Here is a 12,776-nt window from a genome sequence, read left to right on the forward strand (position 1 = left end):
GGCACCGCACTCCTCCGGCCGCCGCTCCCGCAGCAGCGGCGGCTGCGGGAGCGGCGGCCGGAGGAGTGCGGTGCCGGAGGAGTGCAGGGGCGGAGAGCGGGGAACCGCTGGAGGCTCGCCGCCCCTGATCCGCTTACTTCTGGCAGGCCTTGACGGCCGCACCGACGCCGGCGGCGGCGACGAGGACGGCGGTCGCCTTGGCGCCGCTGACGAGGCCGACGGTGAACGCGGCCGGGGTCGCCATCACGGGCGCGACCGGCATCTCGGCGCCACGCACGGCACCGGCGTTGACCTTCTCGATCAGCACGGACATGACTGTTCCTCCAGTTGTCTGGTAATACGGGGAAGAGTGGGCCCGGTGTCGGCAGACATGTGGACTGTCTGCCGGCACCGGACACACGTGGGCCGGACGCGGGCCGGGGTCCGTGTCAGGACCGGGCGCCGGACCCGGCAGGGGCCGACCGGATCAGCCGGTGGCGGTCTTGTAGGCCACCGCGGCGGCACCGGTGACGACGGCACCGCCGACGACGTAGCCGGCCGTCTTGGCGATGACCGGGGTGGCGATGATGGCCGGGGTGGCCATGACGGGGGCCGCGGCGCCCGCGGGCGAGCCGGCGTGCAGCTCGCCGTTGACGGCGGGGTTCAGGTTGACCTTCTGGATCAGCACGGTGCTTTTCCTTTACTGGCGTGTTTTGTGGATTGCGGATCGTCCCGCTGTCCGCCTTGGGCGGGCAGCGGGAAGTCTTTTCCGGCCTCGGCCCGCGGGGAATTCCGGATATCGGGCGGGCGGGTGTGGGGTGTTCACGGCAACCCTTCGGGTAAAGGGGTGCGCGTATCCGCCGCGGGAATGCGGCGCATGTGTGCGCGGCGCGCGCGGACGGGCGGACGCGGGAAAGCGCCGTACGCGTGAGGGATTGGCGGCCCCTTGTCGGGCGCGGCCGCGGTGGACAGGTGAAGCGGTGTGGTGCGCGATGTACGGCGTGCCGGCCGTGGGGCTACTTCACCTTCGCGGTGGCGTAACCGACGGCGGCGGCGGTCACGAGGACCGCTGCCTTGCCGGCACACGGGGTGAAGACCAGCGACGGTGTGGCCATGACGGGCGAGACGGCGCCCTCCAGGGTCCGCTGCGAGAGCGAGCCGGTGAGCGAGGCGTTCTGGTTCACCTTGTGCAAGAGCATGAGAGCACTCCGGAGTTCTTGTTCAGACATGGGACTCCCTCCGTGCGCGGGTGGTTCGTGCGCATCGGCAGGGCCTCCCGCTCGCGAGTGCGGGGACTTCCGGCCCTTCGAGCCTGCCCCCGCGGCCCTTCCATCTGATCAACCGCCGGGGGCCGCCGTTCGTATGACTGCCCGCTGAAACTTTTTCGGCGTACCTCAGCAGACCCGGCGGACGCCCCCGCAGAGGGCCTTCTTCCGCATGGCGCGGAGCCCGTGCTGCCTGGCGCGGGAGACGGTGCCACGGTGGACGCCGAGCACGGCAGCGGCGTCGTCGATCGTGTAGTCCTGCACGTCGACGAGGAAGATGGCGGCCGCCTGCTTGCGCGGCACCTCGGCCAGCAGGCGGGCGACCTCCCACCGTGCTTCGCGCAGGGCCAGGGGGTCCCCGGCCTGCGGCCGGTCGGGCACTTCGTCGACGGGCATGTCCTGCGACTGGCGTCTCTTCAGGTCGTACGCCGCCGTGGTGACCGCCCGCATCGCGTACGCGGTCGGATTGGGGTGTGCGAGCCAGGCGTCCGAAGCCTTCAGCAGCTTCAGGCAGGCGGTCTGGACGGCGTCGTCGGCGTCCTCGCCGAGCAATCGCGACGCCTGCCGCCGGAGCAGCGGAATTACGTCACGCAGCAACGCGTCCAACTCGGGGCGGCTCAGGGCAATGGCATAGTCGGGCACAGCAGTTCTCCCCCTCGGCCGCCGCCCACAGTGAAGGCAGCAGCGGCTTTTTGTCTGCGGCGTTTGAGCGTTGGTCAGACGCTCTGCGGCAAGATCACTTTAGACACACATGGTTCAATCTTGGGACAGCACAGGTAAGAGCCTGAGGAAGATTTGAGGATCGCCACCGGCGCGCCCACTTTGAGGAAGGCCCTATGGCAGCATCGGAATCCAGCCACATCCACGCCCATGACGTTTGGCGCCGCTACGGACGCGGCAAAAGCGGTTTCATGGCCGTCCGCGGTGTCAGTTTCACCGTGAGACCCGGCTCGTTGTTCGCGCTGCTGGGAACCAACGGCGCTGGCAAGACCTCCACCGTCGAGATGCTGGAGGGCCTCGCCGCCCCGCACCGCGGCCGCATACGCCTCTTCGGGGATCTCGACCCGGTCGCCGACCGGGCCCGCATCCGCCCCCGTACCGGCGCGATGCTCCAGGAGGGCGGGTTCACCGCGCACTTGACGGCGCGGGAGAGCATCGGGATGTGGGCCGGACTGACCTCGCGGCCGCGGCCCGTCGCGCAGGCGCTGGAACTCGCCGGGTTGTCGCACCGGGCGGACGTGCTCGTCAAGAACCTGTCGGGCGGGGAGAAGCGCCGGCTGGACCTGGCCATCGCGACGCTCGGCAACCCGGAGGTGCTCTTCCTCGACGAACCGACCGCCGGCATGGACGCCGAGGGGCGGCACGCGACCTGGCGGCTGGTCGAGGAGCTGCGCGAGCGGGGCTCGACGATCCTGCTGACCACGCACTACCTGGAGGAAGCGGAGTCGCTGGCCGACGAGCTGGCGATCATGCACCGGGGGCGCATCGCGGCGGCGGGCACGGTCTCGGAGATCGTTTCCGGCCATCCCGCGACGCTGTCGTTCCATCTGCCGGGGCAGTGGAGCGCGCAGGACCTGCCCGTCGGCGGCACGGTCGAGGAGCAGGGCGGCCGCATCACCGTCACGACCGGGCAGCTCCAGAAGGACGCCGCCCGGCTCCTGGCCTGGGCCGAGGACCAGGACGTTGAACTGGACCGGTTCACGGCACGGCCGGCCTCCTTGGAGGAGGCGTTCATCTCCATCGCCCGCCTGCCCGACGACCACGACGACCACGACGACCACGACGACGCAGCAGCGGAAGACGCAGCAGAACCGCGGGAGAAGGCATGAACCGCCCTGCCATCCAGCACATGAAGACCCTGTTCCGCATCGAGTGGACGCTGTTCAACAGGGTCAAGGCGAACTACGTCTTCGTCGTGTTCGTTCCCCTGATGATCCTGTTCTCGATGCGGTACGTGCAGGAGCAGATGGACCTGGCGGACCACGGCCTCAACCCCGGACCGCTCATGGTGTCCACGGCCGCCGGCGTCCTGCTGATCTTCTCGCTGTACTCGTCGGTGACCGGGCTGTACGTGGCGCGCCGTGAGGAGCTCGTACTGAAGCGGCTCCGCACGGGTGAGGCCTCGGACGCGGTGATCCTCGCCGGCGGCGCCTCCATGTACGTCGCCGTCGCCGTGGCGCAGATCGTCGTGGTGGCCGTCGCACTGTCCGTCATGTTCGGTGCGGTCCCGCGGCAGCCGCTCGCCGCCGCCGCGGGGCTGGTCACGGGGATCCTGCTGATGATGGCGATGGCCGCGGCGACGGCCGCGCTGTGCCGGACCGCCGAGTCCGTGATGGTCGCGACACTGCCCGCGATCTTCGTGCTGCCGATGATCTCCGGGATCTACATCCCGCGCGAGGTGCTGCCGGAGCAGGTGGGCGACGCGCTGCTGTGGGCGCCGCTGTCACCGACGGTCGACCTGTTCCGGTCGGGCTGGACCGGCGAGCTGGGCCTCGGGGAGTCGGCGCTCCGGATCGTGATCGCGGCCGCGTGGACGGGGCTGTTCGCGTGGGTCGCGGCCCGCAGGTTCCGCTGGGAGCCGCGTACGTGAACGGGAGCACCTGCTGAGGCCTGCCCCACCGGAGGGGCGCCGCCCGCCCGGATCACGCGGACGGCGCCCCTCGCTGCGTTCGGAGACGGCCTGGGGTCGGCTCATGAGCACGTCAGACGATCACCGCGCCGGCCTCGACCTCCTCGACGCCCGACTGGAGGACCTGTGGCGGGCGGCCGTCGAACTCGGGCGCGGGAACCCGGGCGGGACTTCGTCCGGACCGGCCTCGGGGGCACGAGGGCGCACCGGTTCACCGCCGGCGAGTACCCGGGCGGCATCGGCCTGTTCGAGGAGCTGGGGCTGATCGCGGTGTCCGACGCCGAGGTGGGGGTCTTCTGGCCGTTCGGGGCGTACTGACGTCTGCCGCCCGGGGGGAAGCGGCGGCTCCGGCGCGCTGGGCCGGAGCCGAGCACCGTTCCGGTGCGACGCGCATCCACCGGGTGGTGCGGGACCGCGGTTCACGCGCCGCCGGTCCGTCCGCCGCCGATAGCGTCAGCGCGGTGAACGCCCAGACCCTCACCGCCTCCGCAGCCGCCGCGGAGCGGCTCCGCAGCGCCCTCGTCGACCGGATCCGTGCGGAGGGCCACGCCGCCACGCCGGCCGTGGAGGCCGCCCTGCGGGCCGTGCCCAGGCACCTGTTCGTGCCCGACGCCTCCCTCGACGAGGCGTACGCCAACGCCGTCGTGGCCGTGAAGCACGACATCGAGGGCACGGCCCTCTCCTGTGCCTCCCAGCCCGCCGTGGTCGCGGTGATGCTCGACCAGTTGGACGCCCGGCCCGGCGAGCGGATCCTCGAACTCGGCGCGGGCACCGGCTACAACGCGGCCCTGCTCGCCCGCCTCGTCGGGGAGACCGGCCACGTCACCACCGTCGATGTCGACGACGACCTGGTCGAAGGCGCCCGGGAGCACCTCGCCGCGGCCGGCTGCACCAATGTCGAGGTCCACACCGGTGACGGCGCGCTCGGCCACGCCGCCGGGGCGCCGTACGACCGCGTCATCGCCACCGTCGGCGCGCACGGCATCCCCCGCGCCTGGCTCGACCAGCTCGCCCCGGGCGGCCGCCTGGTCGTGCCCCAGCGGTTGAAGGGCACGGTCTGCCGCTCGGTCGCGTACGAGTGCCGGGGCGGCCGGTGGGTCTCGCTGAGCAGCGAGATGAACACCTTCGTGCCGCTGCGCGGCGGCATCGCCGACGATGCCCGGCGCTCCGTTCCGATCAGTGCGGACGGGACCGTGCGCCTTCAGGCGCCGGCCGGGACGCCCGTCGACGGGGATGCCCTGGCCTGCGTACTCGACGGGCCTCGGGTGGAGGAGTGGACCGGCATGACGGTCCAGGCGAGGGAATCGCCGGAGTGGATGGAGCTGTTCGTCTCCTGCTCCTTCGACTCCGGTCTGATCCGCATGGTGTTCCCGGCGGCCGCGAAGGGCACCGTCCTCGTCGACGACCCGTACCGGTCGTCCGGTGTGGTCCTCGACGGCCACGCCGTGGCCTACCTCGCCCGGCGTCCCTCGCGGCGGACCACCCCCGAGGGCGGGAGGCTGTGGGAGTTCGGTGTCATCGGCCACGGCCCGGGCGGCGGGGAACTCGCCGCCGCGGTCGCCGACACCGTGCGCGTTTGGGACCGACACCACCGGGGGCGGTGCGCCTCCTTCGAGCTCCGGCCACTGGAGGCTCCCGTGCCCCGACCGCGCCCCGGCAGGTTCGGCATCGACACGCCGCTCAACCGGGTCGTCGTCGACTGGGGCTGACGTCGCGTCACCGGTGCGCCGGAGGCGTGCCACGTCGGCCGCACGAGCGGAGGCGGAGATTCCAGACATACCCCTCACCGGTGTGCCGCTCAAGAGGCGGGCGCCGTCGGACCACCGGCGCCCGCCTCGGGAGCGGATCGGTCAGGGGGTGCCCAGGAGGGTCCGGATCAGGGGTTCCACCACGGTTCGCGGGCGGGGGGCTGCGGGGTGGGATGTCATCAGGAGGTGGTGCAGGGTGCCCACCAGGGCCAGGGCCGCGGAGGCGGCGTCCAGGCCGGAGGCGACGCGGCCCAGGGCGCGTTCGGCGTTGAGGTAGGCCTCCACCGACGTCTGGACCGCACCGAAGCCGGGGGCACCCGCCGCCCACGCCTCCCGGACCCGCAGGGCCGCCGCCGGGCGGGTCACCGCCAGGCCGACGACTCCGGGGTCGAGGGCGAGTACCGCCGAGGCCACGTCGGCGAGGTTGCCGGCGGGGGTGCCGCCGCCCGCCTTCGCGGGCAGGGCCGCGGCCAGTTCGGCGGTGCGGGCGAAGCGGTCCAGCACCAGTTCGGCCACGAACTCGTCCAGCCCGGTGAAGTGCGTGTGCAGCACGCCTTTCGCGCAGCCGGCCTCGGCGGTCACCGCCCTGCTGGTCAGGGCGGCAGCCCCGTCGCGGGCCAGGACCCGCTCGGCCGCATCGAAGAGCCGGGCGCGCAGATCGGGGATGGCGACCCCGCGTGGTGACATCAAGTCCTCCGTCGAATAGGGGTGTTGCACGTATGGGCGTACGCCCATACTGTTTGGGCACTCGCCCATAGTAGGGCTCCGTCTGGTTCCGCACGTCTGTGCACCGGGAGGTTCCACCCCATGAACGGCATCGCGAACACCGCCCAGTCCCGCGCCTGGAACGGCTACGAGGGCAGCCACTGGGCGGCCCACCGGGACCGCTGGGACGCCGTCAACGCCGGCTTCGACCACCCCCTGTTCGACGCCGCGGCCATCGCGCCCGGCGACCGCGTCCTCGACATCGGCTGCGGCGCCGGGGCAACCACCCGCCGAGCCGCCCGCGCCGCGGCGCCCGGCGGGGGCGCCCTGGGCCTGGACCTCTCCGGCCCCATGCTGGAGCGGGCCCGGGCCGCCGCCGGGAGCGAGGGCATCGCCGGCATCCGCTTCGAACAGGGGGACGCGCAGGTCCACCCCCTCCCCCGCGGTGCCTTCGACGTGGTGATCAGCCGATTCGGCGTCATGTACTTCGCCGATCCCGTCGCCGCCTTCGGCAACATCGCCGCCGCGGTGCGCCCGGGCGGCCGCGCCGCCCTGCTGTGTGCCGCCGAACCCGAGGGCAACGAGTGGCTGACCGCCCTGGCCGCGCTCGCCGGCCTCCTGCCGCCGAACGGCTTCGGCGAGCCCGGCGGGCCCGGCATGTTCTCCCTCTCCGCACCCGGTGAGGCCGTCGCGCTGCTGGAGCGGGCGGGCTGGGCGGACGTACGCGCCGAGCACGTGACGGTCCACGGCACATGGGGCGACGACGCCGCGCACGCGGCCGACCTCCTGCTGTCCTCCGGGCCCCTGCGCCACCTCCTCGCCCAGGCCGCTCCCACCGCGGCCGCCGACGCGCGGAGGCGGCTGGTCGACGAGCTCCGCCCCCGCGAAGGCGCCGACGGGGTGCGGCTGCTCGGCAACGCCTGGCTGGTCACCGCGACCGTGCGGTGAAGGGGCGGGAAGACTGCCGGGATCCGGCAGTGTGCGGGCGCCCGCCCGCGCAACAGGATGGGGGCCTCGCGGGCGGCGCAGGGGCGGAGCCCCGTGCCCGCCGGTTGCGGGGGGTCGGCGTCGGCCGGTTCACGGAGCGGCGGCCGAGCCGCCCGGCACTGATGTGGAGGGGGTAACTCATGGATGTCGTCACGACGGGCCTCGGCCTGTTGCTGCTCAGTGTCCTGGTCGTCGCGATCGTCGTGGTGGTCGTGCTGTCCCGGCTGTTCAGGAAGGTCGAGCAGGGCAAGGCCCTGATCGTCTCGAAGATGCGGAAGGTCGACGTCACCTTCACCGGCCAGGTCGTGCTGCCGGTGCTGCACAAGGCCGAGGTGATGGACATCTCGGTGAAGGCCATCGAGATCTCCCGCACCGGCCGCGACGGCCTGATCTGCCGGGACAACATCCGGGCCGACATCCGCATCTCGTTCTTCATCCGGGTCAACAAGACGGTGGAGGACGTCATCAGGGTGGCGCAGGCCATCGGCACGGCGCGGGCCAGCGACAAGGCGACCATGCAGGAGCTGTTCAACGCCAAGTTCTCCGAGGCGCTGAAGACGGTCGGCAAGCAGATGGACTTCGCGGACCTGTACACCAAGCGCGACGAGCTGCGCTTCAAGATCATCGAGATCATCGGCATCGACCTCAACGGCTACAGCCTGGAGGACGCGGCGATCGACTACCTGGAGCAGACGCCCGTCGGCCAGCTGGACGCCGGGAACATCCTGGACGCGCAGGGCATCCGCAAGATCACCGAGCTGACCGCCATCGAGAACGTCCGTACCAACGAGTTCCGGCAGAACGAGCAGAAGGAGATCACCCGCCAGAACGTCGACGCCCGCGAGGCCATCCTCGAACTGGAGCGCCGGCAGGCCGACGCCGAGATCCGGCAGCGGCGCGAGGTGGAGACGGCGCGGGCCCGGGAGGAGGCCGAGACGGCGCGGGTGGTGGAGGAGGAGCGGCTGCGGGCGCAGAGCGCGTTCCTCAAGACGGAGGAGCAGCTCGGCATCCAGCGGGAGAACCAGGCCCGCGAGGTGGCGGTCGCCGCGAAGAACCGCGAGCGGGTCATCGCGGTGGAGAACGAGCGCATCGAGAAGGACCGCCTGCTGGAGGTCATCGCGCGGGAGCGGGAGACGGAGCTGACGCGGATCGCCGCCGACAAGGAGGTGGAGAACGAGCGGCGGGACATCGCGGAGGTCGTCCGGGAGCGGATCGCCGTGGACCGCACGGTCGCGGAGCAGGAGGAGTCCATCAAGCGGCTGCGGGCCGTCGAGGAAGCCGAGCGCGGCCGCCAGGCGATCGTGATCGCCGCGGAGGCCGAGGCGCAGGAGCGGCTGGTCAAGGACATCAAGGCCGCCGAGGCGGCGGAGCAGGCGGCCGTGCACCGGGCCGCGGAGGAGCTCACGCTGGCCGAGGCCCGCAACAAGGCGGCCGATCTGGAAGCGCGTTCCAAGATCCGCCTGGCGGAGGGGATCCGGGCCGAGGCGGCCGCAGCGGGCCTGGCCGGGGTGGCCGTACGGGAGAAGGAGGCCGAGGTCATCGAGAAGGCCGGCCGTGCCGAGGCCGAGGCGACGGCGGCGCGGCTGCGGGCCGAGGCGGAGGGCGCGCGCGAGCTGGCGCTGGCGCGGGCCGCCGGCGTCGGCGAGAAGCTGAAGGCCGAGGCCGCGGGCCTGACCGAGAAGGCGGCGGCGATGGCCGCCCTGGACGAGGCGTCCCGGACGCACGAGGAGTACAGGCTGCGGCTGGAGGCGGAGAAGGAGATCCGGCTGGCCGGGCTGGACGCGCAGCGGCAGGTCGCGGAGGCGCAGGCCGCGGTCCTCGCGACCGGGCTGGAGGGCGCCGACATCAGCATCGTCGGCGGGGAGTCCGCCTTCTTCGACCGGATCGTGGGCGCGGTGTCGATGGGCCGGGCGGTCGACGGGTTCATGGAGAACTCGCAGACGGCGCAGGCACTGGCCGCCTCCTGGCTCGACGGCTCGGGGTCCTTCACCGACGACCTCACCCGCGCGGTGGCGAACACGTCCGCCGCGGACGTCCGCGACCTGACCGTCTCGGCCCTGCTGGCGAAGCTCATGCCGGCCGGCTCGGGGCAGTTGGACGCGCTGATGTCCAAGGCCAGGGAGCTGGGCCTGGCCGACCTGCCGGTGGGCGAGCTCGCAGGGAAGACCGCGGTGGCCGGAGTGAACGGCGCCGCCCGGGACTGACCGCCACGGGGGTGCGGTCGACGGCCGTGGAGCCGCCGCGGAGGGGGCGGCGGCTCCACGGCCCCCCACGATCTCGTACACGAAGGAGCAGCACGCATGACCACGGGCAGGGACACGGCCACGGGCGCCGACACGGGGACGTACGAGGTGCTGCGCGGGCGGCTCGCCGCCCGGGCCGGCGAACTGGCCCGCGGCGCCGAGGCCCTGAACGCGGCCCGCATCGCGGCGTTCGGCTCTGCCGGGGTCGCGCTCGCCGGCTCCGGGCACCTGCGCACGGAGGACGCCCGGACCGCGGCGGACCTGGTGGCCGTCGGCGACCGCCTGCTGTTCGGCTACCGGGGCACCGCCCCGCGGGGCGACGGGACGTCCGTACGGGACGTGCTGGCGCTGTACGACCGGAACCTGGAGCCGCTGCCCGAGGATGCCGTGCCCGGGCTCCTCGACGACCCCTCATTCCGGCGGGAGTTCGACGAGCTGCACCGCTACTACCACGGGGCCCGCCTCCAGCGGCTCCGCATGGTCGACGACACCCTCCTCGCCGTCTTCCGGACCGGCGAGCAGGCCGAGGACATCCGCGTCCTGCGCTGGCGGGCCGGCCCGGCCGGCACGGTGCGCTTCCTCGACGGGCGGGGCGAACGCGACCACGTCTTCCCCGCGGCCCACGACGTGCGGTGGCGGGAGGTCACCCGGGACGACCACGTCCCGGGCCGGCACCCGCACGCGGCGGTCGACGGGCGGCTCTACGTCTCGACGGTCGGCGGGGCGCTGAGCATCAGGACGGAAGACGACACGGAGACCGGTGCCGGGCTCGTGCACCGCGAACCGGTGGACGAGTCCCTCCAGTCCCTCGCGGACGCCGAGATCGCGTACGCGGTCGTCGGGCCGCTGACCCTGCTGCGGGTGCTGCCGTACAAGGAGGAGACGCGGCGCCACCTCGTCTTCAACGCGGTGACCGGGACCGTGGTCCGGCTGGACGGCATCGGGCTGTCCTGCCGCCGGCTCCCGGACGACGGGGGCGTCGTCTTCCCGGGCGGCTACTGCCTGGCCGACGGCACGGTCAGGACGTTCGACACGGACACCGCCGGCCTGGAGTTCGACCACTCGGTGGCCTCCCCGAACGGCGAGGACGTGCTGTTCGTCTTCCAGGAGCGGGCGGGCAACCGCCGGCTGCTGCTCCCGTACAGCCTGATCCGGCAGGAGGTCTCGGCGCCGCTGCCGTGCGACGGGCTGGCCCGGTTCGAGGACGGCACGCTGGTGGTGCTGCGGCCGGGGGACGGGCGCGCGGCGCGGTCCCACGCCGTGCAGGAGTGGAGTTCGCCCTTCACGTCCGACACCCACGGGGGGTCCGCGGCGGAGGGGCCGCTCGCCCGGATCGGGAACCCGGACCTGGTCCGTGCCGTCGCCGACACCACGGCCGTCGCCCGCCGGGCCGCGGCCGCCGGGGAGACGGACGCCTCGGCGGCGACACCGGCGCTGTACGAGTCGCTGCTCGCGGACTGCGTCCGCGCCGGCGACCGGTTCCCGTGGCTCGCGGAGCTCGCCGACGCGGCGCCGGGCGCGGTGGACCTGCACGCCGCGCTGGCGGCCGTACGGGCGACGGCGGAGCAGATGCTGGCGGAGTTCGAGGCGGTACGGGCGCTCACCGCGCAGGCCGCCGACGCGCTGGCCGAGGCGGGCCGGACCGTCGCGGGCCTGCTGCGCCGGATCCGCGGGGAGGCGCCGGCCGGCGCCGAGGAGTGGATCGCGCGCATCGCCGAGCTGCGCCGGGCGCAGGGACACCTGGTCACGCTCACCGGGATGCGGTACGCGGACACCGGCGCCGTCGAGGCGCTGGCCGCGGAGGTGGCCTCGGCCGTCGGCTCCACCGCCGAGCGCGCCATGGCCTTCCTCCGGCGGGCGGACGCCTTCGACGGCTGTGCCGCGGAGGCCCGCCGGCTCGCCGACGCGGCGGAGGCGGTCACCACGGCCGCCGAGGCCGAGCCGCTGCGCCGGGAGGTGGAGGGCCGCGTCCTCGGCCTCCAGGAGCTGACCGAGGTCGCCTCGGGGCTGGAGACGGGCGACCCCGCGGGGCGCGCGGCCGTCCTGGAGCGGATCGGCGAGGTGCTGGGGGCGCTGAACCAGGCCCGGGCCAGGCTGGAGACGCGCAGGCGGGAACTGCTGCACGAGGAGAGCGCCGCGGAGTTCGCTGCGGAGTTCGCGCTGCTGGGGCAGTTGGCGACGGGCGCGCTGGCCGCGGCCGGCACGCCCGGGGAGTGCGATGCGCAGCTGGCCCGGCTGCTGGTGCAGTGGGAGAACCTGGAGGCCCGCTTCGCGGGGAACGAGGAGTTCACCGCGCGGCTCGCGGAGAAGCGCGCGGAGGTGCAGGACGCGTTCTCCGCGCGCAGGCAGACCCTGCGGGATGCGGCCGCCCGGCGTGCGGAGTCCCTCGCCGCGTCGGCGCAGCGGGTGTTGGAGACGGTCGTCCGCCGGGCCTGCACGCTCGCCGACGACGACGCGGTGAACACCTACTTCAGCTCGGATCCGGTGGTGGCCGGGGTGCGCCGGAGCGCGGAGCGGCTGCGGGCGCTCGGCGACCCGGTGCGGGCCGAGGAGCTGACGGGGCGCCTGGCCGCCGCCCGGCAGGAGGCGGGCCGGGCGCTGCGGGACCGCGCCGAGCTGTACGCGGACGGGGGCGGGACGGTCCGGCTGGGCCGGCACCGGTTCGCGGTGGTCCGGGAGACCGCCGAGCTGACGCTGGTGCCGTACGGGGACGGCATGGCGTTCGCGCTGACCGGCACCGACTACCGGCGGCCGGTCGCGGATCCGGGCTTCGCGGAGAGCCGGCCGTACTGGGACCGGGTGCTGCCGTCGGAGTCGGCGAAGGTGTACCGGGCCGAGTACCTGGCCGCGCGGCTGCTGTCCGCGCACGGCCCGGACGCGCTGGCCGCCGCCGGGGACGGGCTCGACGCACTGGTGCGGCGGGCGGCGGAGGAGGCGTACGACGAGGGGTACGAGCGGGGGGTCCACGACCACGACGCGGCCGCCGTCCTGCGGGTGCTGCTGCGGCTGCGGCGGGAGGCGGGGCTGCTGCGGCACCCGGCGCGGGAGCGGGCCGCGGCCGCGCTGTTCTGGGCGCACGGGTTGGGCGGCGGGGAGCGGGACGCGCTGGGCCGGCGGGCGGTCTCCCTGGGCCGGGCCCGGGACCTGTTCGGGGCGGCGCCGGCGCTGGGGGCCCTCCAGGACGAAGTCGCCCGCGCCATCGAGGGGTTCGGGGCGGGCG

11 protein-coding genes and 1 pseudogene are annotated in these 12,776 nt (G+C 73.8%); 7 read left to right on the plus strand and 5 right to left on the minus strand.

The genetic code is table 11. The features are described from left to right. Nucleotides 1–133: 133 nt before the first annotated feature. From EF903_RS17650 to EF903_RS17665, 4 genes are all read right to left on the minus strand, one after another. Nucleotides 134–313 carry a hypothetical protein gene (locus EF903_RS17650; protein WP_125544265.1) on the minus strand — a complete coding sequence of 60 codons (180 nt, stop codon included), beginning with the start codon at nt 311–313 and terminating at the stop codon, nt 134–136. Between the two features lie 153 nt (nt 314–466). Then, nucleotides 467–667 carry a hypothetical protein gene (locus EF903_RS17655; RefSeq protein WP_114059200.1) on the minus strand — a complete coding sequence of 67 codons (201 nt, stop codon included), beginning with the start codon at nt 665–667 and terminating at the stop codon, nt 467–469. A gap of 328 nt (nt 668–995) precedes the next feature. Further along, a complete protein-coding gene (locus tag EF903_RS17660; protein WP_114059201.1) occupies nt 996–1,178 on the minus strand; it encodes a hypothetical protein in 183 nt (60 codons plus the stop codon). A gap of 195 nt (nt 1,179–1,373) precedes the next feature. Then, a complete protein-coding gene (locus EF903_RS17665) occupies nt 1,374–1,886 on the minus strand; it encodes an RNA polymerase sigma factor (RefSeq protein ID WP_185902705.1) in 513 nt (170 codons plus the stop codon). A 194-nt stretch (nt 1,887–2,080) separates the two neighbouring features. On the opposite strand from EF903_RS17665, the gene EF903_RS17670 reads away from it, so the two are divergent. From EF903_RS17670 to fxlM, 4 genes and pseudogenes are all read left to right on the plus strand, one after another. Continuing rightward, nucleotides 2,081–3,073: an ABC transporter ATP-binding protein gene (locus EF903_RS17670; RefSeq protein ID WP_125544269.1), complete on the plus strand. Its 993-nt coding sequence runs from the start codon at nt 2,081–2,083 to the stop codon at nt 3,071–3,073. Beyond that, nucleotides 3,070–3,834 (plus strand): ABC transporter permease, encoded by a 765-nt coding sequence (locus EF903_RS17675; protein ID WP_125544271.1) that lies wholly within the window; start codon nt 3,070–3,072, stop codon nt 3,832–3,834. Before EF903_RS17670 ends, EF903_RS17675 begins: the two co-directional genes overlap by 4 nt. A gap of 165 nt (nt 3,835–3,999) precedes the next feature. Then, entirely contained in the window at nt 4,000–4,191 is a 192-nt protein-coding gene (locus EF903_RS17680; RefSeq protein WP_125544273.1) for a hypothetical protein, read from the plus strand. Nucleotides 4,192–4,319: 128 nt separating this feature from the next. After that, nucleotides 4,320–5,582: pseudogene (fxlM, locus tag EF903_RS17685) on the plus strand (methyltransferase, FxLD system); the annotation flags it as partial. 141 nt (nt 5,583–5,723) lie between these two features. On the opposite strand, the gene EF903_RS17690 reads toward fxlM, so the two are convergent. Further along, nucleotides 5,724–6,308, minus strand: a complete 585-nt coding sequence (locus EF903_RS17690; RefSeq protein ID WP_125544277.1) for a TetR/AcrR family transcriptional regulator — start codon at nt 6,306–6,308, stop codon at nt 5,724–5,726. Between the two features lie 120 nt (nt 6,309–6,428). Here EF903_RS17690 and EF903_RS17695 point away from each other — a divergent pair, with 120 nt between their 5' ends. The 3 genes from EF903_RS17695 to EF903_RS17705 all read left to right on the plus strand — a co-directional run. Then, nucleotides 6,429–7,274, plus strand: coding sequence for a class I SAM-dependent methyltransferase (locus EF903_RS17695; RefSeq protein WP_125544279.1), 846 nt, complete (start codon nt 6,429–6,431; stop codon nt 7,272–7,274). A 179-nt stretch (nt 7,275–7,453) separates the two neighbouring features. Continuing rightward, nucleotides 7,454–9,517: a flotillin family protein gene (locus EF903_RS17700; protein ID WP_125544281.1), complete on the plus strand. Its 2,064-nt coding sequence runs from the start codon at nt 7,454–7,456 to the stop codon at nt 9,515–9,517. Nucleotides 9,518–9,613: 96 nt separating this feature from the next. Continuing rightward, the coding region (locus tag EF903_RS17705; protein ID WP_185902706.1) for a DNA repair ATPase at nt 9,614–12,776 on the plus strand (3,163 nt) is incomplete at its 3' end.

It is taken from the genome of Streptomyces sp. WAC05292 (assembly GCF_003949955.1).
Taxonomy (GTDB): Bacteria; Actinomycetota; Actinomycetes; order Streptomycetales; family Streptomycetaceae; genus Streptomyces; species Streptomyces globosus.